The organism is Micromonospora sp. NPDC023737 (genome assembly GCF_040639715.1).
GTDB lineage: Bacteria > Actinomycetota > Actinomycetes > Mycobacteriales > Micromonosporaceae > Micromonospora.
This window is the reverse complement of the sequence record NZ_JBFAAL010000007.1, coordinates 29,980-51,676: the sequence shown is the minus strand read 5'-3', so window position 1 is coordinate 51,676 and position 21,697 is coordinate 29,980. Positions and strand designations below refer to the sequence as shown.

Sequence of the window (21,697 nt, the reverse complement as noted above, 5' to 3'; positions counted from 1 at the left end):
GTATCCACGCCGTCTGGCCCATCCTTCGTCGTCCGTTCAGCGGATTTCCCGACTCGCGCGCGTGGACCTGCTCGATGCAGGCCACTTTCGCTTGGTACTGTGCGTCACTGGTCATGTGAACCATGACACAGTGCCCCCACAGTCCGGAGAACCCGATGTGCCAGCACCAACCCACCTGCCCCTCCGCCGACGCCATCGATCGGGAAGCCGCCCGGGTCATCGCCTGCTTCCCTGAGCAGGGCTGGAGCCTGCTCTGCAACGGCGTCATCGTCTTCGAGGACACCGGTGAGCTGCTCCCCGACGGCAGTTGCATCGCCCCGCACCGCGGCCCCGCCCGACACGCCCTCGTCGCCTGAGCGACCACACAGCGTCACGACAGGTCGTCGACCACGCTAACCCCCGATCCGGGGCCGCCGCAGCCGTGTCGACGACGCCGGGGCGGCCACTGCGACCGCCCCGGCGCGCCCCGGGTCAGCTCTCGAACGCCTCCGGCGACGGGCACGAGCAGACCAGGTTCCGGTCGCCGTACGCGCCGTCGATCCGCCGCACCGGCGGCCAGTACTTACCGGCCCGGTCCACCCCGGCCGGGTACGCGCCCACCGACCGCGGGTACGAGTGCGGCCACTCGTCACCGGTGACCATCGCCGCGGTGTGCGGCGCGTTGGACAGTGGGTTGTCCCCCGCCGGCCACTCCCCGGAACCCACCTTGTCGATCTCCGCCCGGATGGCGATCATCGCGTCGCAGAACCGGTCCAGCTCACCCAGATCCTCACTCTCGGTGGGCTCCACCATGAGCGTGCCCGCCACGGGGAACGACATCGTCGGCGCGTGGAAGCCGTAGTCGATCAGCCGCTTCGCCACATCGTCGACGCTCACCCCGGTCGCCTTCGTTAGCGGACGCAGATCGAGGATGCACTCGTGGGCCACCAGCCCCTTGTTGCCCGAGTACAGCACCGGGTAGTGGTTGCGCAGCCGCGCCGCCACGTAGTTCGCGGCCAGCACCGCCACCCCGGTGGCCCGGGACAGCCCCGCCGCGCCCATCATCCGCAGGTACGCCCACGGAATCGGCAGGATCCCCGCCGAACCGTACCGGGCCGCGGAGATCGCCGGCGTGCCGTCGGCCCGCTCACCGGCCGGGTCACCCGGCAGGTACGGCGCCAGGTGCGAACGCACCGCCACCGGACCGACCCCCGGCCCGCCACCGCCGTGCGGAATGCAGAACGTCTTGTGCAGGTTCAGGTGCGACACGTCCGCCCCGAACTTGCCCGGCTTGGCGAACCCGACCAGCGCGTTCAGGTTCGCCCCGTCGACGTACACCTGACCGCCCGCGTCGTGCACCTTCGCGCACAGCTGCGCGATGCCCGTCTCGTACACCCCGTGCGTCGACGGGTACGTCACCATGATCGCGGCGAGGGCGTCCCGATGCTTGTCGATCTTCGCGTCGAGGTCGACCAGGTCGACGTTGCCGTCGTCGTCACACGCCACCACGACCACCCGCATGCCGGCCATCACGGCGCTGGCGGCGTTGGTGCCGTGCGCCGACGACGGGATCAAGCACACGTCCCGGTGCCCCTCGCCGCGACCCCGGTGGTACGCGCGGATCGCCAGCAACCCCGCCAGTTCACCCTGCGAACCGGCGTTGGGCTGCACGCTGACCGCGTCGTAGCCGGTCACCTCGGCCAGCCACCCCTCCAGCTGGCTGATCATGTCCCGGTAGCCGGCGGTCTGCTCCGCCGGAGCGAACGGGTGGATGTGCGCGAACTCCGCCCAGCTGACCGGTTCCATCTCGGTGGTCGCGTTGAGCTTCATCGTGCACGAACCCAGCGGAATCATGCCCCGGTCGAGGGCGTAGTCGAAGTCGGCCAGCCGGCGCAGGTAGCGCAGCATCGCCGTCTCCGAGTGGTGGCTGTTGAACACCGGGTGGGTGAGGAACTGCGAGGTGCGGGCCAGCGCCGCCGGCAGGGCCACCTCGACCTCACCCCGCGGGGTCGGCACCCCGAACGCGGCGTACACCGTGGCCAGGTGCTCGTGGGTGGTCGTCTCGTCGCAGGAGATCCCGACCCGGTCGGCGTCGACCAGCCGCAGGTTCACCCCACGCTCGGCCGCGGCGGCCACCACCTCGGCGGCCCGGCCCGGCACGACAGCCGTGACCGTGTCGAAGAACGGCACGTCGACGACCTCGACCCCGCCGCCGCGCAGCCCGGAGGCCAGCCGCACCGCCATCTCGTGAGTGCGTTCGGCGATCTTCCGCAGCCCGTCCGGGCCGTGGTAGACGGCGTACATGCCGGCCATCACGGCGAGCAGCACCTGCGCGGTGCAGATGTTGCTGGTCGCCTTCTCCCGCCGGATGTGCTGCTCACGGGTCTGCAACGCCAGCCGGTACGCCCGGTTGCCGTCCGCGTCCTTCGACACCCCGACCAGCCGGCCCGGCAGCACCCGCTCCAGCCCCGACCGCACCGCCAGGTAGCCGGCGTGCGGCCCACCGAAGCCCATCGGCACACCGAAACGCTGAGTGGTGCCGGCGGCGATGTCCGCGCCGATCTCCCCCGGCGCACGCAGCAGGGTCAACGCGAGCAGGTCCGCGGCGACGGTGACCAGCGCCCCGGCGGCGTGCGCGGCCTCGACCAGACCGGCATGGTCCCGCACGGCCCCGGACGCGCCCGGGTACTGCAGGTGCAGGCCGAACAACTCGCCCGGCAGCTCCTCGGTGTCCAGGTCGAGCACCCGCACCTCGATGCCGAGCGGCTCCGCCCGGCTGGCGATCACGGCGATGGTCTGCGGCAGCGCGTCGGCGTCGACGACGTACACGTTGCTCTTGCTCTTCGACCCGCGGCGCGCCAACGTCATCGCCTCGGCCGCGGCGGTGCCCTCGTCCAGCATCGACGCGTTCGCGGTGGCCAGCCCGGTCAGGTCGGTGACCATGGTCTGGAAGTTCAGCAACGCCTCCAGCCGGCCCTGGCTGATCTCCGGCTGGTACGGCGTGTACGCGGTGTACCAGGCCGGGTCCTCCAGCACGTTACGGCGGATCACGCCCGGCGTGTGCGTGCCGTGGTAACCCAAACCGATCATCGACACGGCGACGGTGTTACGGGCGGCGAGGGCACGCAGCTCGGCGAGCGCCTCCGCCTCGGTCGCCGGGTCCGGCAGGTCCAGGGTGCCGTGCCAGCGGATCACCTCGGGGATCGCCGCGTCCATCAGCTCGTCGATCGAGCTGTAGCCGACGGTCTCCAACATCTGACGCTCGTCGTCCGGCCCGGGGCCGATGTGACGGGTGGCGAACTGCTCTGCGGTCATGGGCTTCGCTCCGGGGGGCGAGGTCGACAGGTCGGCCTCCCCCTCTGTCGCGCCCGTGCAGCGCTCCACAGTGCCTGCCCACGAGGTCCTTTTGCCTGAGAGGTTCCGGGGAGGATTTGCCCCTTCGGCGCCGCCCGGGTACAGCTGGGCGGTCTCTCCCCCGTGGGTGTTACCGGCATGGTCAACGCTACCAGCGCACGGATTTCCCCCAGGTTTCGTACCCCGGTTTCGTGATCTTGCCCGGCCGGTCCGGGCCCGATCGGGCCGCAGCGCCGTGCGGCGCGGTTCAGCCGGCGGCCACCGGCGTGACGGCGGACACCCCCGCCGCCGTACCGGTGATCCGGTCGGCCAGCGCGGGCAGCACCCGACCCAGCGGCGCGTCCACGGTCAACGCCGCATACGCGTCACCCCGGGTGGAACCCTGGTTGACGATCACCACGGGAATGCCGAGCTTCGCCGCCCGCAGCACGAACCGCCGCCCCGACATCACCGTCAGCGACGACCCGAGCACCAGCAGCAGCCGCGCCTGCTCCACCAGCGCGAAGCAGCGCGCCACCCGCGCCGCCGGCACCGTCTCACCGAAGAACACCACGTCCGGTTTCAACATCCCGGTGCCGCAGAGCGTGCAGTCCACCACGTGGAACCCCGTCACCTGCGCGTCGTCGAGTTCCACGTCACCATCGGGGTTCACCGCGCCGGCCCGCGCGGCGAAGTCCGGATTCGCCTCCCGCAGCCGCTGGTCCAACTCCTCCCGGGAGATCCGGTTACCGCAGTCGAGGCAGACCACCACGTCGAGGCGCCCGTGCAGCTCCACCACACCCGCACTACCCGCCGCCGTGTGCAACCCGTCGACGTTCTGCGTGATCACCGCGTCCACGAGGCCGGCGTGCTGCAACCGCGCCACCGCCCGGTGCCCGTCGTTCGGCCACGCCCGGGCCATCAGCCGCCACCCGACGTGGCTGCGCGCCCAGTAGCGGCGCCGCGCCAGCCGATCCCCCGTGAACGTCTGGTACGTCATGGGGGTGTGCCGGCGGGCCACCCCGCTGGGCCCCCGGTAGTCCGGGATCCCCGACTCGGTCGACAGCCCCGCGCCGCTCAACACCACGACACCACCGGCGCTCACCCGGTCGACCAGCGCGTCGATCATCTCCGTCACGACGTCCATGCTGCCTCAGCATCCATCACGACGCCCACCACTGTCTGGACCTCCACGACACCACCAACGAACCCGGCCACCGCACTAAGGCCCGTTTCAGTGGGCTCGCCCGAGCGAGCCGAGGCCCAGGCGGCGGTCCGGCAAGGGGCTCGCCCGAGCGAGCCGAGGCCCAGTCGGCGGTCCGGCAAGGCGGAGGTTCGTCCGGATACCGGCGTTGTCTCCGGACGAACCGGCAACGCGGCCGGTCGTCGCCCGGGTCCGGCGCAGCCGGGCCCGGTCCCACGAGACAGGCCTTAGGTTGATGGGTATGCGCATCGTCATCGCCGGAGGACACGGAAAGATCGCCCGGCTGCTGGAGCGGGAACTCGCCGGACGCGGCGACCACGCCGTCGGCCTGATCCGCAACCCCGACCAGTCCGCCGCGCTGGCCGCAGCCGGCGCCCAGCCGGTCGTCTGCGACCTGGAACGCGCGGACCTCACCGAGGTCGCCGGGCATCTCACCGGCGCCGACGCGGTGGTGTTCGCCGCCGGCGCCGGGCCGGGCAGCGGCGCCGCACGCAAGGACACCGTCGACCGCGCCGCCGCGGCCCTGCTCGCCGACGCCGCGCAACGCGCCGGCGTCCGCCGCTACCTGCTGGTCTCCTCCATGGGGGTGGAGGGTGAACCGCCGCCCGGCACCGACGAGGTGTTCGCCGCCTACCTGCGGGCCAAGAAAGCCGCCGAGGACGACCTCATCGCCCGCGACCTGGACTGGACGGTGCTGCGGCCCGGGCGACTCGTCGACGAGCCTCCCACCGGGCGGATCTCCCTGGCCCGGCACGTGCCCAGCGGCCCGGTCACCCGCACCGACGTCGCCCGCGTCCTGGTCGCGCTGCTCTACGCCCCGGCCACCACCGCGATGATCCTGGAACTCGTCGGCGGCAACACCCCGATCGCCGAGGCGGTCAGCTCCGTCACCGGCCGCCCACCGAACTGACACCGACGCCGCGGCGGCAACCCGTCCGACCCTCGCCCCAGGCGCGTGGCCGGGCACCGGCCGGCCGCCGCACCGGTGCTCCCGACGCCGGCCGGCCGGTGTCAGCGCTGATTGTGACGCGGCAACGCGGTCTGCTGCGCCGCGGCGCCCACCGCCTGCCCGACCAGCCGATCCATCGTGCGCGCCAACTGCTCACTGCCGTCGTCGAGATGCCGCGCCGCGGCCTGCATGTGCGAGATCATCATCTCGCCGAAGATCCGCAGGGCCTCCCGGGTGGCGACCGAGTCGTCGAAGCTCGGCCCGGCGTTGCTGCGGTACTCCTTGACCGCCCGCTCCGCCTCCTGCTTCGCCTCCTCCACCGCGGCCTGCATGTAGCTCTCGTACTGGGTGCGGGCGTACTCGGCGACCCGGCGCGCGTAGTCGTGCGCCTGGGCGATGATCTGCTCCGCCTCCCGCTGCGCCGCCGAGAGCAGGTTCACCTCCTTCGCCGCCGGCACCTGTGCGGAGGTGTTCTTACTCGGGATCACGCCGTGCCGGTGCAGCTCCACCCGATCGTTGAGCCGCTCGTTCTCCGCCCGGAGATTCGCGATCTGCGCCGACAACAGGTCGAGCTCGTCGGCGACCTGCATCCGGAACCGGTCCACGTCGGTGTTGTCGTAGCCGCGGCGGGCGAACGACGCCGACGAGAACTCCCACCGGCGCACCCGGTCGGCCGTCATCCGCACCTGGACACCGCCGGACACCTGCTGCATCCCGTCGTACCTGCTGATCGGGGTTGCGTTCACCGGGCTGACCTTTCGTTCGTGGCCGCGACAGGCACAAGTCCACCACTCACGTTCACCGAGCGCCTCCGGAGTTGTCAGGTGCGGACGCGTCCAGCGCCGTCCGCCACGCCGGCCCGTACCAGTGCTTGCCGAGACCCTCGTGGTGCAGCTGCCCCGGGTGGTAGCCGGCCTGGGTCAGCGCCCGCACCGAATAGCTGACCATCTCGTCCGAACCGCACACGTACACGTGCCGGGAACGCCAGTCGCCGTCGGCCAGCGCCCGATCCGCCGCGTGCACGAACTCGCCCGGCCGCTGCGGATCCGCACCGACCACGTACGTCACCGTCAACCACGGGAACGAGGCGGCCAACTTCTCGATCGTCTCGGTGTCGTAGAACTCGAGGCGCGAACGCGCGCCCACGTACAGGTCGACCCGGCGGCCGGCCCCCTCCGCGGCGACCTGCTCGACCAGCGCCTTCACCGGCGCCCAGCCGGTGCCACCGGCCAGCAGCAGCAGGTCACTCGATCCGGCCGACCACAACGTCAACTGGTCGCCCACCGGTGAGGCCAGGTGGATCTGATCCCCCACCGCCGTGCCGTACACCAGCCGCGACGACACCACCCCGCCGGGCGCGGCCCGCACGTGCAGCTCCAACGTGCCGTCCTGCCGCGGCGCGTTCGCCGGCGAGTAGTAACGCCACGTGCGCACCGCCGGATGCGACACCCCGATTGACTGCCCCGGCGCGAACGGCAACAGGTACTGCGGTCGCAGGGTCAGCACCGCGACGTCGAACGCCCGCCGTTCGTGCGCCACGACCTCGGCCACCCACCACGGCGGGGCCACCGCCTCCGCCGCCTGCGCGGCCTCGATCATCACCTGCGACACCAGCCCGTACGCGGCCGTCCAGTCCTGGGCCAGTTCCTCGGTCCACTGCTCGCCGAGGAAGTGCTGCAACGTGGCGACCAGCGCCTCACCCACAGCCGGGTAGTGCTCAGGGCGTACCGCGAACTTGCGGTGATCGGCACCGAGATCCTTGAGGAACCCGACGAGCCGGTCCACCTGATCCACGTTGGTGACGATGTGCGCCAACGCGGTGACCAGCCGATCCCGCTGCCCGGCCATGTTCGTCGGGAACATCTGCCGGGTCTCGGGGTGGGACAGGAACAACGTCGAGTAGAAGTAGAGCGGCACCTGGTCGCCGTGCGCGGCGACCAGGGACCAACTCTGCTTGAGCCGTGCGACGTCCACGTTCAGGCGCCCGGCTGGTTCCCGGCGGCCACCACCTGGTCCTGCACCTGGCCCAGCACCACGTGCACATGCGCCAGCACGTCCGCCGGCACGCCGAGCTCGGTCAGCGTCGCGATCAGGTGCTCACCGACCTTCGCGTAGTGCTCGACCGGGATGTTCATCGGCTGGTGCGCCTCGGCCAACCCCCGGCCGCTGTACTCGTTCGGACCACCGAGCACCACGGTCAGCATCAGCGCCAGGTGCCGGCGCTGGCCGACCATGTCCACGTTGGTGAAGTAGCCGGCGAGTTCCGGGTCGGCGAGCACCTTGTCGTAGAACAGCTCGACGGCAGCCTTCACCGAACTGGCACCGCCGATCCGCTCGTAGTGCGAGACGGGGGTGGTCTCTTCCGTAACCGTCACGGTCTTTCCTTCCGAAATGGAGGGGGCGCGGAGGGGCAACGGTCCGCCGGCGCGGTAGGCGACGCCCCGAGGGCGACACCCTCACCCGGGCCGACCGCGTCAGGGACCATAGCGCGTCACGCGCCCCCGGTCACCGCCCCCCTATCAGATTCCTGACACTGTCCACTACGCGCAGTGACCAAAAACCCGACAAGATGATCAGCCTTGGGCTACCGGAAAACCACGATCAGTAACCGTCGGCGGCCGGCAGTCCACACCGGAACCACATCCGAAAACGACCCTCCACAGCCGCTTCACCCCCGCTGACCACCACAGACGGCCAATGACCGATCGCCTGAGCAGGATCATCCATACCGGCAAGACCATCTCAGCCAGGAGTACGACCAACCCCGCCGAACGGTCGACCACCCGGCACAACCCACAGCTACCTACACGGACAGTCACCATGAAAATTGCAACAGCCCTCGGCGCGTCGCACACACCGTACGTCACACAACCCCACGACACAGCCACCCGACAGCACCCCGCAGACCCCAGAGCGCAACCCGCCCCGGACCCCGACCACACGAATAAGCGGGCGCGTCGTCACCGACACACCCGCCACGCCTACCCTCGAAAAGAGGCTCAGCCCACCCGCCGACGCGCGCGCCGGGCCGCCAACTCGTCGCCCACCGACTCCGGCACCACCGCCGCTTCACCGGCAGGCGCATCCGCCGCCGGCTCCGCCGGCAGGTGCGACAACGAACCCTGGATCTCCTTGAACGCGCCACCGATGGCGATACCGAACACCCCCTGGCCGCCCTGCAACAGGTCAACCACCTCCTCCGGGGAACGGCACTCGTACACCGTCGTACCGTCCGAGATCAACGTGATCCCCGCCAGGTCCTCCACACCACGCGAACGCAGCGCCTCGATCGCCTTCCGGATGTTCTGCAAGGACACCCCGGCGTCCAACAGCCGCTTCACGACCTTCAACACCACCAGGTCGCGGAACGAATACAACCGCTGCGTGCCCGAACCCGAGGCGTCCCGCACACTCGGCACCACCAGACCCGTCCGCGCCCAGTAGTCCAACTGGCGGTAACTGATACCCACCGCATGGCAGGCCGTCACACCCCGATAACCCACCGAACCGTCACTGTCCGTCGCCGACCACGGCGCCGCCACACCCGGCTCGTCAGGTTCCGTACCCGGATCGGAATTCCGCGCCTCGTGCATCCGGACAACCTCCCCGCCCGTGCGGTGCCGCGTCGTTTCCGGGACGCGACCCCTCGACACGGCAACCCTATAGCGACCTTGAGGAGTTACCGCGCAGAAACCGCCGCGACACGCCGCGCAGCCACACGGAAGATCACCACACGAAGCGTGACGTCACCCACCGTGACGCCACGCAGCGGACAGCCCGCCAACAGGCACCGCCCGCTCAGCCCGCGAAATCCTCCGGACGCACCTGCTCCAAGAACTCGCGGAACTTCTCCACCTCGTCCTCCTGCTCATCAGGAATCACGATCCCCGCCTCGCTGAGGACCTGCTCAGCACAACGAATGGGAGCCCCCACCCGCAACGCCAACGCAATGGAATCGCTCGGCCGGGCCGACACCCGCACCCCGTCCCCGATCAACAGGTCGGCATAGAACACATTGTCCTTGAGCTCAGTGATCTCCACCGCCCGCAACGGCGCGTTCAGCGCCGCCAAAACATCCCGCAGAAGATCGTGCGTCAACGGCCGGGCCGGCTTGACCCCCTGTTGCTCGTAAGCGATCGCCGTCGCCTCGACCGCGCCGATCCAAATCGGCAGATAGCGGTCCCCCTCGACCTCCCTGAGCAGGACGATCGGCTGGTTGCTGGGCAGCTCCACCCGAACCCCGACCACGCTCAGCTCGCGCACCGCCGCCTCCGTGTCGTTGTCACCTACGCCGCACCGCACCCTTCCCTGCACGGTACACGGACCGCGACACGGCCGTCCCACGCGCTACCCGCACCACGCCCGCGCCAGAAAGGGGTTACCCCAGCAAGCCTACGACACGCTTCCCGGGACAGATCTTTCCGCACACCGCCCCGAAGACGCCTCACCGGCCCAACGTCGAACGCAACCCCACCCGCACCAACGCCGCGTGCAACTGCTGCGACAACGCCACCAACTCCCGCGCCGTCTCCGCCGCCCGCGCCCGCGCCGCCGGATCACTCTGCCGCACCAACGGCGCCACCAACTGCGCGAACAAACCGACCTCCCGGTCCGCCGCCGTCCGATAACCCCGCAGATGCCGCGGCTCCAAGCCGTACGCCGCCAGACCCGCCACCGCCCCAGCGATGATCAACGCGTCCCCGTCGTACCAACCCGGCGGATCACACACCACCACACCGAGCCGCTCCAACTCCGCCAACGTCGACTCGTCCAAACCACTACGAGCCAGCAGATCCGACCGGCCGAGCCGTACCTCCGACGACTCGACCGGCTCGTCCGCCTCCCGACCCGGCACCTCACCACCCGGGCCGACCGCCACCAACGTCGGCCGGGAACGACCCGGGGCAGCACCAGTCGCATCCCACTCGACCAACTGCTCCCGGATCACCCGCAACGGCAGATACTGATCCCGCTGCGCGGTCAGCACAAACCGCAGCCGCGCCACATCGTCCCAGCTGTACTTCCGGTAACCGGCCGCCGTACGCTGCGGCTCGACCAGCCCCTCAGCCTCAAGGAACCGCAACTTCGAGATCGTGACGTCGGGGAAATCCACCCGCAGCTGACCCAGCACCTCACCGATGCTCATCAGCGGCTGGGACCGGGCCGCCCCCGGTGACGTGGAGGCCGCAGGCTCGTTCACCCCCGGCCGGCCTCCTCCTCCGGACGCGGACCGGCGATGAACACCACCCGGAACTTCCCGATCTGCACCTCGTCACCATTGCTCAACGTGGCAGCCTCGACCCGCTCCCGGTTCACGTAGGTGCCGTTCAGGCTCCCCACATCGCGCACCGTGAACGTCCCACCATCCCGGTGGAACTCCGCGTGCCGCCGCGACACCGTCACATCGTCGAGGAAAATGTCACTGTCAGGGTGCCGGCCGCTGGTCGTCACATCGTGATCCAACAGGAACCGGGCCCCAGCGTTCGGGCCGCGACGAACCACCAGCAGCGCCATCCCCGGCGGCAACGAGCCGGACATCCGGCTCGGCACCACATCGGTGTCCGGCCCCTCCAGCACTTCGTCGAGTGAACCGAGATTGAGCGTCGAAGTGACGTCGAGCGGGGGGAACTCGTCGTCTGGGCGCGTCATGGGACCACCTCACGGATCTGTTCGGTCGGCGTCGGGTAATGGCGGGTCTGGCCGCCGGGCAGTCGCACACCCGGCGGCTGGCTCCCCGTGCCCGGGAAGGCAATTCCGCAACGCTCAACTATTGGGTTCTCGGTCGACTGGGCGAGCCTAGCCAGCGCCGAAAAGCAGGGCAACCGGACGCGCGGACTGAACAGACGCACCGGATCAAGCTCACTCAGCTCTCGGTGAGTTCGCGGTACGCGCCCGCAGTCAGCAGCCCGTCCACCGCAGTCGGATCATCCGGAGTGATCTCCACCAGCCAACCCGCACCGTACGGGTCAGTGTTGATCACCTCCGGAGTGTCGCCGAGCGCCTCGTTGCGCGCGGCCACCGTGCCGCTCACCGGGGCGTAGATCTCCGACACACTCTTCGTCGACTCGATCTCACCCAGCGAATCACCAGCCGCCACCACCGAACCCGGATCAGGCAGCTGCACATACACGATGTCACCCAGCGCGTCCTGCGCGAAGTGCGTGATGCCGACCCGGACCGCCCCGGTGCCGTCACCCGCCACCCACTCATGCTCGGCGGTGTATCGCAGATCCTCAGGAATCACAGACGCGTCCTTCATCCATCGTGCTACGGGCACCCACCCGCAGCGGCCACGCCCGGTCAGGAAACCGGACGGGCGTGTTCCAGCTTGATCGGCGCGTGCAGCGCCGAAACCTCGGCAGCCTCACGATCCTCAACGATCACGTTACCGCCGTCACCCTGGACCGACGCGACCACCCCACCAGGAATGTTCAACGCCGTACGCATCGTCGCCGGATCACCGATCACCGTGACCGTGTACGGACCCGTCAACCGCCGCCCGTCCACGACCAACGAACCGTCCTCCCCATCCAGGAAGTACGTCGACGCGATGATCCGTGCCGTCGCCCGATCCCCACCGGAGATCTGCATCGCCTCCGCGCCGGCACCCCGCAACTCCTGCACCGCGTCCAACACCCGCGACGCCGAAATCGACTTGGCACCCGCCTCGAACCGCACCGTCAGACCCGGCCCCGTCGCCGGCAACGTGCCCGCCAGGATGCCCAACTCGTCCGCCCGCCGCGTCGCCTCCTCCAACGCCGCCTGCCGACCCTGCTCACCGGAACGCAACTGACGCTGGCTGTCCTCCAGCCCGGCGATGTCCTGCCGCAACCGGTTCTCCCGCGCATCCAGATCCGACAGGATCCGCACCAGGTCCTCCTGCCGAGTCGCACCCGCAGTCGGATCGGTCGACGTCGTCTTCAACTGCACCACCAGGGTGAACCCCAGCAACGCCAACAACGCGGCGATCATCACACTCGCCGTCGACAACCGCGAACGCACCGAAGCACCCGCCGCCGGCGGGTCACCGGGCAACCCCACCGTCACGTCCTCGGCCGGCTCCACCCCGACCTCGTCCCGATCCGGCTCCTCACGCGGCGCCAGCGGACTCAGCTCGTCCGGATCCGGCGCATCCGGCCGCGGATCCGGCTCCCCGCCCGGCCCCTCCGGACGCTCCGGAGGCGCGGGCTGCGGCCAACCCGTACCGGTGTCGCTCTGCTCCTCGCTGCTGCTCATCGCTTAGAACCTACGCCCGGAACAGGTGCCGACGGATCGCCGCCACATTTCCGAAGATCCGCACCCCGAGCACGACAACCACACCCGTGGACAACTGACCACCCACGCCCAACTGGTCACCCAGGTACACGATCAACGCCGCCACCAGCACGTTCGAGATGAACGACACCACGAACTGCTTGTCATCGAAAATCCGGTCGAGCTTCGCCCGCACCCCACCGAACACCGCGTCCAACGCCGCCACCACCGCGATCGGCAAGTAGGGCTGCAACGCCGCGGGCACACTGGGGTCGAGCCACACCCCGAGAACCACACCGGCGAGCAACGCCAGCACCGCGATCATCGACTACCTCCGGAGGGGCTGGGAGACGTCCCCGAGCCGGTCGACCCGGGACTGGCGGACCGGTCACCCGACGGCGAGGCGCCCGGGCTACCCGGTGGTTCCGCGTAGCGTAGCTGCGGCTCCGGAGCGGCCGGCAGAGTGAGGTCGTCGGCCTCGCGAACCCCGAACGACAGGCCCGTCTTCTCGGCAACCTCCCGCATCAGATCGGCGTTGCGGCTCTTCTCGAAACGACGCTTCATCGACCCCGGCCCGATCGCCGACACCTCGTACGGCCCCGTCACCGGCCGGAAGTCGACCAGAATCGCCTCCCCGGCCGACCGGATCGTCGACGTCGCAGTCAACCGCTGCCCATTGATCGAGATCGCCTCCGCGCCCGCGCTCCACAAGGCGTTCGCCACCCCCTGCAGATCGCTGTAGAGCACCCGAGGCGGACCCGCACCCTCACCGGTCACCGCGTCCGCGTCACCAGGCGCATCCGCCAACCGGACCACCACCCCGTCACCGCGAACCCGGCCCATCCCGGTGCCCGCCTCGAGGTCGCGCAGACGCGCCGCGGCCGAACCGCTCAACGCCGCATCCCGCTGCCGGCCGACCTCCTCCCGCAACCGGTCGGCACGCGCGGACAACTCGTCGGTCTCCCGCTCCCGCTCCTTGATCTGCGTCACCAGGCCCGAGCGCGCCTGGCTGCGCCCCGGCTCGTCCTCCATCGTCTGCCGGTACGCCACGGCCAGGAGAAAGCCGAGCACCACCAGCACCACGACGGTCACCGTCTGAGCCGAACGGGCGCGCACCCTCGACGGCGGATCGACCCGGCGGCGCTCCGCCGCGGCCGCGTAACCCGGCTCCAGCGGATTGCGGAAGAGCTCGGTCAGGAAGTCCGGCGCGTACGTGCGGGATGGACGTCCACGTCCGGGCGGGTCCGCGCTCACGCCACCGCCCCCGCGCCGCGCGCCGCGCGGACCAGCCGGGACGCCTGGATCACGTACATGGCCCCGGCCACCCAGTAGAGGACCAGACCCCACCACGCCAGCCCCCAGCCGAGCGCACCGGCCACGTCGGTGGCCCCGGGCACGGCGGACGCGAGCAGCAGGGTCGGGAAGGCGGCCAGCAGCAGGAACGTCGCCGTCTTGCCGACGTAGTGCACCGGCGGCGGCCCGTATCCGAAACGGCGAAGCACCCCCAGCGAACCGAGCAGCAGCAGCTCCCGCGCCAGGAGCGCCGCGGTGAACTGCCACGGCACCACCTCGCGGGCGGTGAACCCGACCAGGGTGGCGAGGATGTAGAGCCGGTCGGCGAGCGGATCGAGCAACTCCCCCAGCCGGCTCACCTGGTGCAGCCGGCGGGCGACCCAGCCGTCGACCCAGTCGGTGGTGCCACCGATGGCGAGGACGACGAGCGCGGCGACGTCGGCGTGGGCGCCCAGCAGAAGGTAAAGAAAGATCGGCACGCCCAGCAGGCGCAGGAAGCTGATCAGGTTGGGCACGGTGAGCACCCGCCCGGGCGCCGCGCCGCCGGAGGCTCGTGGTTGCTCTGCCTCAGCCGGCCGACGCGACACCGAACCTCCTTTGCGACGCGCCCCGGCGCCCGGCCGAGGTCGGGCGCTGCGCAGGGACGTACGCGTTGTCGGGCCGGCCACCGCCGGCGCCCCCTGTGCGGTCCCGCCGAACGGGACCTTCGCCTGAAGTCGGCCCGCGATCGACGATCGCGGGCCGAGTGAGTTGCGCTGCCACTATATCGGGCCGCTCGCCCGGCTCGGCCGCCCAGACAGTCGCGGCGTCCGTGCTGTTTCGGTGTGCGACGCGTCACCACCCGTAGGGCATCCTAGGATACTGGTGGATATCGTGGCGCGAATGGGAGGACGTCACCACAGAACCTTCGGGACGGAGGCGCCCCCGGTAGACGGCGGCGCGGCTCAGGCCGTCCGTACGGTCGGGTCCTTCTGCTGCTCATCGGCCGCGAGCGCGGCAGCCTGCTCGAAGGCCATCAGACCGATCAGCAGATCGCTCTGGGCCCCGGCCGGCATCCGGTCGAGCACGGCCTGCACCGCCCGCTGTCGTCGCTCGGTCAGCTCGCGCAGGAGTTGCTGACCGGCGGCGGTGGGCAGCAGGCGGACCTCACGACGGTCTCGCGGGTCCACCGCCCGACGGAGCAGCCCTGTCGCCTCGAGGCGGTCACAGAGGCGGCTCGCCGAGGACGGCACGACGTCCAGCAGTTCGGCCAGGCGGTTGACGTTCGTCTCCGACCGGGCGCAGATCAACGAAAGCACCCGCAACTGCGTCGGCGGAACCGAGACCTGGTGCCGGGACGCGGTCGAGTCCAGCACGTTGACGAGCGCTTCGGCGGCCGCGTCGATCGCCGCGGCGAGATTCGGAGGTCGCTCCACCCGATGTCCCCTGCCATCGTCCCGCTCGCGGCCCGGCCGCCGCTACGGTGCCTCATTCGGCGTCCCGGCCGCGGACACCGTGCCAGTCCAGGCAGACCACGACGGCGTCGTCGCGCAGATCGGTGTCCACGTGGTAGGCGTGCAGTTCGCGCATCACCGTACCAACTGCCTCGGCCGCCGGCTGCAACCGCGTGGAGCGCATCGCCCGCGCCATCGCCCGGTCGCCGTAGGGTTCCGCGCCGCTCGGACCGGCCGCCCACACGCCGTCGCTGACCACGAACAGGCGGTCGCCCGGAAGCAGCGCGAACTCCTGCAGGTCGTAGCGGGCCTCGGCGAACATGCCCAGCGGCAGTTGCTGGTCCAGCGCGATCGGCTCCACCGTGCCGCCCCGCAACCGCAGTACGTGCGGCGATCCGGCGTCCACCGCCCGCACCTGGCCCGTGCCCAGGTCCAGTTCGAGAAGGAGGGTGGACACGTACCGCCGTCCCCGGTGCTGATAGTGCAAGGTGTCCGAGGCCAGTTCGGCCTGCTCCGTGAGGCCGCCGCCGGACCGACGGGCGTTGCGCATCGCGTTGACCGTGACCACGGTCAACAACGACGCGGCCAGCCCCGTGCCGTCGCCGTTGAGCACCGTGACGGTCAGCCGGTCGCCATCCAGGGACCAGTCGAAGTGGTCACCGGCCACCGTGTAGGCGGGCTCGAGCTGGCCGGCCAGGTGGAACGCGGGGTGCGCGACGCTGCGTCCGGGCAGTAGTTCCCACTGCAGCTCCGCCGCCATGCTCAGCCGTTCCCGTCGGCGTGCCCGGCGGTAGCGGTCGGTCTCCCGGTCGGCGGCCCGGATCGACATCGCCAGGGCGCCGGCGATGTCCACGGCCTGTTCCTCGCCTTCCGGGCCGGGCACACCGGGCAGCTCGATCATGAGCACGCCCAACCGTTCTCCCCAGACCGACAGCGGCAGGAACACCCGGCACCGGCCCTCGTCGGCGGCGGCGTGAACCGGCCGCTGGCTGCTGAAGCAGCGCCGGGCCGCCGCTTCCTGGTCGCGCAGACCGGCCGGTGACAGCTCCGGATCGAGCATCGGCCAGAGCCCGTTGATCCGGTAGTCGGCGATGAACACCTCGGTGCGGGTGGCACCCAGCACCGACCGGATCGCGCGGTCGGCGGCCTCCACCAACTGGTCCGGCGGGGCCGCCCGCAGGGCGCGTGACACCGGCTCGGGACCGTCCACCATGGTTGTTCCTCCGGGAAATTTGCTGTGGGGCAAGCATCATACGGAGAGCCCACAGCGGCCGGGAGGCCGGTGGCCCGCCCGCCATTTCCCGACGGTGGAGAGCCTCGTCAGTCGTCCCCGCGGACCGCGACCCCGCCGTGGAAGGCATCGGAAACCCCCGGGGGTGTCACCTCGGGCCGCCAGTGGGCCACCGCGACGACGCCGTCCTCGGTGGGCGTCCAGCGGCCGAGCAACGGGCGGAACGCGGCAGGCGAGCGCATCCGGAACGCCGGGCCCATCATGGCCAGTGCCTCGGGGTTGCCGGCCAGCTCCTCGGTGTCGAAGTCGATGGCCAGGCAACTGCCCGGCGCAGCCGCCGTGTAGAGCTCGTCGAGGGTGCGGGTCAACGTCTCGTCGTCGAGGAACGCGGCGAGACCGAGGAAGACCACGCCGACCGGCCTCCTCCCCCACCCCGGCACGAACCGGTGCAGCTGGGCCGGATCGATCGTGCCGATGTCGGTGGCGTCGCCGTACGCGTAGCCGGCCCGGTCACTGCCGGCGAGGATGCGCTGGCCGAGCCGGATGGTGACGGGGTCGACATCGGTGTAGAGGACGGTCGCCTCCGGCGCCACCTCGTGCACGTTGCCCATGGTCGGCACCCCGGCCCCGAACACCAGGAACCCGTCCACCCCGCGCGCGGCGATCGCCCGCACGGCCCGGCCGAGGAAGGCACGCAGCTCCCGGAAGATCGGCGCGCACGGCCCGTACGCCCGCTCGAAGGCACGCGCCGCGGCCACGTCGACCGGGAAGTGGTGTTCGCCGCCGAGCCAGAAGTCGATCATGCGCGCGGTGCTCGGCTGATCGGGTTCAACCATCGATGACGCTCCCTCCCCGGCGGTCGTCGCCAGCGTACCGACCGGGCGTCCTGCGCGGTATCGCTCCGCCGCCACCGCATCGGCCGGAATACTGACCGGCGGGGGCGGGAGGTCAATGGTGAACTCGTCGGACGGCGCGGCCGTCGTCGTCGGTGTGGACGGCTCGGAGCCGGCGCTACGGGCCGTGCGCCTCGCCGCCACCGAGGCGACCCGCCGGCAGCGGCCGCTGCGGGTGGTCCACGGATTCATCTGGCCGCTGCTGCACGTACCGCTGTCCGCGCCGGCCGCCGGTGGCGGCCTACGCGAGCAGGCGGAGCAGATCGTCGCGGCGGCGGTCGCCGAGGCCGAGACGGCCGCACCGGGCGTACACGTCACCGGCGAGATCATCGACGGGGAGGCCGCCGCCGTGCTGCTCGGCGAGACCGCCACCGCCGCGATGATCGTGCTCGGAGACCGCGGCTTGGGCGGATTCTCCGCCCTGGTGGTGGGGTCCGTGGCGATCCAGGTCGCCTCGTACGCCGACTGTCCGGTGCTGGTCGCCCGCGGGGCGCCGCGCACCTCCGGGCCGGTGGTCGTCGGAGTGGACGGCTCGGAGTCGTCCACCCTCGCGCTCGGGTTCGCCGCCGACACCGCCGCCGCCCGGGGCGCCGAGTTGCTGGCGGTGAACGCCTACCGGCACCCCACCTCGACCGGTCCCGGCGACATGCAGCCCCTCGTGTACGACGAGGCGCTGCTGCACGGCGAGGAGGAGCGGGTGCTCGCCAAGTCGCTCGCCGGGTTCGCCGACCGCTACCCGGAGCTGCCCGTCACCCGGCAGGCGGTACGCGCGCGCCCCGGCAAGGCCCTCACCGAGGCCTCCCGTACCGCACAGCTGGTGGTCGTCGGGGGGCAGGGGCGCGGCGAGTTCACCGGGTTGCTGCTGGGGTCGGTGAGCCAATCGGTGCTGCACCACGCGGACTGCCCGGTCGCCGTGGTACGCGGTCCACGCTGAGCACGGTTGCCGCGAGCGGCAACGGGTAAGCGTCGCGAAGCCATCGGCGACAGCGACCGGAGGAGGCAGCGATGCCAGGACCACGGCCGGGCAGTAACGCGTACGACAAGCAGCGCGCGCGGATCCGCAACGCTATCGACAACGCCGGACGGCGGACACCGGACGGCCGCGCGGACGAGGTGGCGAACCGGATCCTCCAGGAGGATCGGGGCCAGCGCGGTGTGGTCCGTGGCGAACGGGTGTACGGGCCCAAGGGTGAGCGCGAACCGGGCGATCCGAAGTGAGGACGGTCGAGCTGGCCGACGGCGCCATCGCCGGTGCCGTCGGCAGCACCGTCCTCAATGTCGTCACCTACCTCGACATGGCGCTGCGCGGCCGGCCGGCGAGCAGCACCCCGGAGCAGGTGGTGGGCCGGCTCACGGACATCGCCCACGTCAGCCTCGGACCGGCGAAGGCGGCGGAGAACCGCCGTTCCGGGCTCGGGCCGCTGACCGGCTACGCCACCGGAATCGCCGCCGGTGTGGGTTTCGCGCTCCTGACCCGCGGTCGCCGCCAGCCGATCGCCACGGCCGGTCCCCTGCTCGGCGCGGGCGTGATGGTGATGTCGAACGGGCCGATGACGGTGCTGAAGGTGACCGACCCCCGCACCTGGCGACGTTCCGACTGGATCGCCGACATCATTCCGCACCTGCTCTACGGATTGGCGGCCACAGCCACCTGGAACCGGCTGCGACCGCCCTCGTAACCCGGCGCTCAGCCCTTGGCGTCGCTCTCGTCCTCGGCCAGTTCACCGGTCGGGCCGTACGGCGACGCCTGACCCTTCGGCATCGGTCGCCCCTCGTCACCATGGGACGAGCCCCGGTTGAGCGGGTGGCCGGTCGGCTTCGGGCCCTTGCTGTCCTGGCTCGTCGCGCCCTTGGCGTTGCGGCGGAACTCCTGCTGCTGCGGATTGACCACCGGTGTCTCCTTCCGGGTGGACGGCTCACGGCATCGACCGCCTCCACGTTGGGTTACCCACCGCCGTCGGCGCCATTCGCCCACGGAACGGCAGGCGGCGGCGGGTGCTAGGCGGCCGCCGCACGGGTACACCACCACCGTGGGCGACGAACGCACGACGACCCGGGCTCTGCTCGACCGCAGCGGACACACGTACGCCGAGGAGGCCGGCATCCGACTCGCGGACCAGCCGGCACCGCTGTACCAACTGCTCGTGCTGGCCACCCTGCTGAGCACCCGGATCCGCGCCTCGGTGGCGGTGGCGGCCGCGCGGGAACTCTTCGCGGCCGGCTACCGCACCCCGCAGGCGATGGAGCGGGCGAGCTGGCAGCAGCGCGTCGACGCGCTCGGCCGGGGCCACTACCGCCGGTACGACGAGCGGACCGCCACGATGCTCGGCAATGGCGCGAAACTCTGCCTGGACCGCTGGCGCGGGGACCTGCGCCGGCTGCACCGCGAGGCGAGCGGCCAACCGGCGGCGATGCGCCGCCTGCTCACCGAGTTCCCCGGCATCGGGCCGACCGGCGCGGACATCTTCCTGCGCGAGGCGCAGGCGGTCTGGGCGGACCTGCGGCCGTTCGCCGACCGGCGGGCACTGGCCGGGGCGGAGCGGGTCGGACTGCCCAAATCGGCGGAGAAGCTGGCCGGGCTGGTCCGCGGCCCCGACTTCGGTCGGCTCGCCTCGGCCCTGGTGCGGGTGGCGTTGGACAAGGACTCCGCCGACGACGTCAACCGGGCGGCGCGCGCCCGCTGAGCCGTGCTACTTCGCCGCCGGTTTCGGCTTGGTGAGGTGCCACACCAGCAGCGAGGCCAGCAGCGCAAGCAGCACCAGCCCGCCGGTAAGCCCGCGACCCTCCTCCGGGTCCCGGCCCGCGGTGCCGAAGTAGATCACCGCGAGCCCCGCGAGCACGGTCAGGAACGTCCGCAACCCTCGGTCCTTCACAAGCCGAACCGTACGGACGGCAGGCGCGGTGGGGTGGCGAAACGACGCACCATTCCCCCGTCCGGGGGTCACGCGGCCTACGGGACGCCGGACGAGCTCAGCGACGTGCAGACCCGAACGTGACGCCAGCCGCAAAGTGGCGATGAGTCGGAGGAGCGAGCGTAGGGTTGTTGTCATGTCAACTGATTTCCGGTGCGCGGTGCTGGACGACTACCAGGGGGTCGCGCTCGGACTGGCGGACTGGTCCCGGGTCCGGGCCACCAGCTTCCGCGAGCCGTTCACCAGCGCAGACGAGCTCGTAGCGGCAATCCACGACTTCGAGGTCGTGGTCGCCATGCGGGAACGCACGCCGTTTCCCGCCGAGGTGTTCGAGCGGCTGCCCAACCTGCGGCTGCTCGTCACCACCGGCATGAGCAACGTCGCCATCGACCTGGACGCGGCGCGGGCACACGGCGTCACGGTGTCCGGAACGGGCGGCGGCTGGACCTCGACCGTCGAGCTGACGTGGACGCTGATCCTCGGGTTGGCCCGGCACCTGGTGCCCGAGGCGACCGCGCTACGCACGGACGGTCCCTGGCAGCACACTCTCGGCACCGACCTGCGCGGACGCACCCTCGGGCTGCTCGGCCTGGGCAGGATCGGGTCGCAGGTGGCGGCGGTCGGGCGGGCGTTCGGCATGGACGTGCTGGCCTGGAGCCAGAACCTGACGCCCGAGCGGGCCGAGCAGGCCGGCGCGCGGCTGGCCCCCAGCCTGGACGCGCTGCTCGCCGGCTCCGACATCGTCTCCGTTCACCTCGTGCTCGGCGAGCGGACACGCGGGCTCGTCGGCGCCCGGGAACTCGCGCTGATGAAGCCCACCGCCTACCTGGTCAACACCTCGCGGGCGGCGATCGTCGACCAGTCCGCCCTGGCGTCCGCGCTACGCGAGCAGCGGATCGCGGGCGCCGGGCTGGACGTGTTCGACAAGGAGCCGCTGCCCGCCGGGCACGAGTTCCGTACGCTGCCGAACGTGCTGGCCACCCCACACCTCGGCTACGTGACCGAACTGAACTACGCGACGTTCTTCCGGGACGCGGTGGACGACATCGGCGCCTTCCTCGACGGCAGCCCGGTCCGGGTGCTGACCTGAGTCGGATTCTTCGCTCCCGGCCCGGCAGGCGGCGGTCCTGACGCGGTCCGGGGCGAGCCGTCGAGCAGACTCACCACCACCGGGGGGCCGCATCCGCAGACCGGCGGCCTGCCGGCACCTTGAAGA

General features: G+C 71.1%; 26 protein-coding genes and 1 riboswitch. Of the genes, 7 read left to right on the top strand and 19 right to left on the bottom strand.

Annotated elements, in window-relative coordinates; translation table 11 throughout:
- Positions 1–155 precede the first annotated feature (155 nt).
- Positions 156–356 (top strand): DUF5999 family protein, encoded by a 201-nt coding sequence (locus AB0F98_RS17245; protein ID WP_350790339.1) that lies wholly within the window; start codon positions 156–158, stop codon positions 354–356.
- A gap of 115 nt (positions 357–471) precedes the next feature.
- On the opposite strand, the gene gcvP is transcribed toward AB0F98_RS17245, so the two are convergent.
- The gene (gene gcvP, locus AB0F98_RS17240) at positions 472–3,294 is read right to left on the bottom strand and encodes an aminomethyl-transferring glycine dehydrogenase (protein ID WP_357735858.1); all 2,823 of its coding nucleotides are present in this window, start codon (positions 3,292–3,294) and stop codon (positions 472–474) included.
- 73 nt (positions 3,295–3,367) lie between these two features.
- Positions 3,368–3,465: riboswitch (glycine riboswitch) on the bottom strand.
- Positions 3,466–3,580: 115 nt separating this feature from the next.
- Positions 3,581–4,459 carry an NAD-dependent protein deacetylase gene (locus tag AB0F98_RS17235; protein ID WP_357735855.1) on the bottom strand — a complete coding sequence of 293 codons (879 nt, stop codon included), beginning with the start codon at positions 4,457–4,459 and terminating at the stop codon, positions 3,581–3,583.
- A gap of 298 nt (positions 4,460–4,757) precedes the next feature.
- Here AB0F98_RS17235 and AB0F98_RS17230 point away from each other — a divergent pair, with 298 nt between their 5' ends.
- The gene (locus tag AB0F98_RS17230; protein WP_357735852.1) at positions 4,758–5,426 is read left to right on the top strand and encodes an NAD(P)H-binding protein; all 669 of its coding nucleotides are present in this window, start codon (positions 4,758–4,760) and stop codon (positions 5,424–5,426) included.
- Positions 5,427–5,527: 101 nt separating this feature from the next.
- Here AB0F98_RS17230 and AB0F98_RS17225 read toward each other — a convergent pair whose 3' ends face one another.
- The 15 genes from AB0F98_RS17225 to AB0F98_RS17155 form a co-directional block, all read right to left on the bottom strand.
- Positions 5,528–6,211: a cell division protein DivIVA gene (locus AB0F98_RS17225; RefSeq protein ID WP_357735849.1), complete on the bottom strand. Its 684-nt coding sequence runs from the start codon at positions 6,209–6,211 to the stop codon at positions 5,528–5,530.
- Positions 6,212–6,263: 52 nt separating this feature from the next.
- Positions 6,264–7,439 carry a globin domain-containing protein gene (locus AB0F98_RS17220; protein ID WP_357735845.1) on the bottom strand — a complete coding sequence of 392 codons (1,176 nt, stop codon included), beginning with the start codon at positions 7,437–7,439 and terminating at the stop codon, positions 6,264–6,266.
- 2 nt (positions 7,440–7,441) lie between these two features.
- Positions 7,442–7,840, bottom strand: coding sequence for a group 1 truncated hemoglobin (locus AB0F98_RS17215; protein WP_357735842.1), 399 nt, complete (start codon positions 7,838–7,840; stop codon positions 7,442–7,444).
- A 624-nt stretch (positions 7,841–8,464) separates the two neighbouring features.
- The gene (locus tag AB0F98_RS17210) at positions 8,465–9,058 is read right to left on the bottom strand and encodes a MerR family transcriptional regulator (RefSeq protein WP_357735839.1); all 594 of its coding nucleotides are present in this window, start codon (positions 9,056–9,058) and stop codon (positions 8,465–8,467) included.
- A gap of 205 nt (positions 9,059–9,263) precedes the next feature.
- Positions 9,264–9,728, bottom strand: a complete 465-nt coding sequence (locus AB0F98_RS17205) for a bifunctional nuclease family protein (RefSeq protein WP_357735835.1) — start codon at positions 9,726–9,728, stop codon at positions 9,264–9,266.
- Between the two features lie 181 nt (positions 9,729–9,909).
- Positions 9,910–10,611 (bottom strand): MerR family transcriptional regulator, encoded by a 702-nt coding sequence (locus tag AB0F98_RS17200; RefSeq protein WP_355149957.1) that lies wholly within the window; start codon positions 10,609–10,611, stop codon positions 9,910–9,912.
- Between the two features lie 50 nt (positions 10,612–10,661).
- Positions 10,662–11,114, bottom strand: a complete 453-nt coding sequence (locus AB0F98_RS17195; protein ID WP_007071101.1) for an FHA domain-containing protein — start codon at positions 11,112–11,114, stop codon at positions 10,662–10,664.
- Positions 11,115–11,328: 214 nt separating this feature from the next.
- Positions 11,329–11,709 (bottom strand): glycine cleavage system protein GcvH, encoded by a 381-nt coding sequence (gene gcvH / locus AB0F98_RS17190; RefSeq protein ID WP_350790351.1) that lies wholly within the window; start codon positions 11,707–11,709, stop codon positions 11,329–11,331.
- A 56-nt stretch (positions 11,710–11,765) separates the two neighbouring features.
- Entirely contained in the window at positions 11,766–12,701 is a 936-nt protein-coding gene (locus AB0F98_RS17185) for a DUF881 domain-containing protein (protein WP_357735831.1), read from the bottom strand.
- 10 nt (positions 12,702–12,711) lie between these two features.
- Positions 12,712–13,044, bottom strand: coding sequence for a small basic family protein (locus AB0F98_RS17180; protein ID WP_076471715.1), 333 nt, complete (start codon positions 13,042–13,044; stop codon positions 12,712–12,714).
- Positions 13,041–13,973 (bottom strand): DUF881 domain-containing protein, encoded by a 933-nt coding sequence (locus AB0F98_RS17175; RefSeq protein WP_357735828.1) that lies wholly within the window; start codon positions 13,971–13,973, stop codon positions 13,041–13,043. Before AB0F98_RS17175 ends, AB0F98_RS17180 begins: the two co-directional genes overlap by 4 nt.
- Positions 13,970–14,599: a CDP-alcohol phosphatidyltransferase family protein gene (locus tag AB0F98_RS17170; protein WP_357735825.1), complete on the bottom strand. Its 630-nt coding sequence runs from the start codon at positions 14,597–14,599 to the stop codon at positions 13,970–13,972. Before AB0F98_RS17170 ends, AB0F98_RS17175 begins: the two co-directional genes overlap by 4 nt.
- A gap of 357 nt (positions 14,600–14,956) precedes the next feature.
- Positions 14,957–15,427 carry a MarR family transcriptional regulator gene (locus AB0F98_RS17165; RefSeq protein WP_357735822.1) on the bottom strand — a complete coding sequence of 157 codons (471 nt, stop codon included), beginning with the start codon at positions 15,425–15,427 and terminating at the stop codon, positions 14,957–14,959.
- 52 nt (positions 15,428–15,479) lie between these two features.
- Complete coding sequence (locus AB0F98_RS17160; protein WP_357735817.1) at positions 15,480–16,658, bottom strand: SpoIIE family protein phosphatase; 1,179 nt, start codon at positions 16,656–16,658, stop codon at positions 15,480–15,482.
- A 107-nt stretch (positions 16,659–16,765) separates the two neighbouring features.
- Positions 16,766–17,512 (bottom strand): SAM-dependent methyltransferase, encoded by a 747-nt coding sequence (locus tag AB0F98_RS17155; protein ID WP_357735814.1) that lies wholly within the window; start codon positions 17,510–17,512, stop codon positions 16,766–16,768.
- 118 nt (positions 17,513–17,630) lie between these two features.
- Here AB0F98_RS17155 and AB0F98_RS17150 point away from each other — a divergent pair, with 118 nt between their 5' ends.
- The 3 genes from AB0F98_RS17150 (at position 17,631) to AB0F98_RS17140 (ending at position 19,248) form a co-directional block, all read left to right on the top strand.
- Entirely contained in the window at positions 17,631–18,503 is an 873-nt protein-coding gene (locus AB0F98_RS17150; RefSeq protein WP_357735811.1) for a universal stress protein, read from the top strand.
- Positions 18,504–18,574: 71 nt separating this feature from the next.
- The gene (locus AB0F98_RS17145; protein WP_357735807.1) at positions 18,575–18,787 is read left to right on the top strand and encodes a phosphatidylethanolamine-binding protein; all 213 of its coding nucleotides are present in this window, start codon (positions 18,575–18,577) and stop codon (positions 18,785–18,787) included.
- Positions 18,784–19,248, top strand: a complete 465-nt coding sequence (locus AB0F98_RS17140) for a hypothetical protein (protein WP_357735803.1) — start codon at positions 18,784–18,786, stop codon at positions 19,246–19,248. Before AB0F98_RS17145 ends, AB0F98_RS17140 begins: the two co-directional genes overlap by 4 nt.
- Positions 19,249–19,256: 8 nt before the next feature.
- On the opposite strand, the gene AB0F98_RS17135 is transcribed toward AB0F98_RS17140, so the two are convergent.
- A complete protein-coding gene (locus AB0F98_RS17135) occupies positions 19,257–19,460 on the bottom strand; it encodes a hypothetical protein (RefSeq protein WP_357735800.1) in 204 nt (67 codons plus the stop codon).
- 139 nt (positions 19,461–19,599) lie between these two features.
- On the opposite strand from AB0F98_RS17135, the gene AB0F98_RS17130 reads away from it, so the two are divergent.
- Positions 19,600–20,253, top strand: a complete 654-nt coding sequence (locus tag AB0F98_RS17130; RefSeq protein ID WP_357735797.1) for a hypothetical protein — start codon at positions 19,600–19,602, stop codon at positions 20,251–20,253.
- Positions 20,254–20,259: 6 nt separating this feature from the next.
- On the opposite strand, the gene AB0F98_RS17125 is transcribed toward AB0F98_RS17130, so the two are convergent.
- Positions 20,260–20,427 carry an amidophosphoribosyltransferase gene (locus tag AB0F98_RS17125; protein WP_076471705.1) on the bottom strand — a complete coding sequence of 56 codons (168 nt, stop codon included), beginning with the start codon at positions 20,425–20,427 and terminating at the stop codon, positions 20,260–20,262.
- A 190-nt stretch (positions 20,428–20,617) separates the two neighbouring features.
- Here AB0F98_RS17125 and AB0F98_RS17120 point away from each other — a divergent pair, with 190 nt between their 5' ends.
- Positions 20,618–21,571 (top strand): D-2-hydroxyacid dehydrogenase family protein, encoded by a 954-nt coding sequence (locus tag AB0F98_RS17120; RefSeq protein WP_357735794.1) that lies wholly within the window; start codon positions 20,618–20,620, stop codon positions 21,569–21,571.
- Positions 21,572–21,697 lie beyond the last annotated feature (126 nt).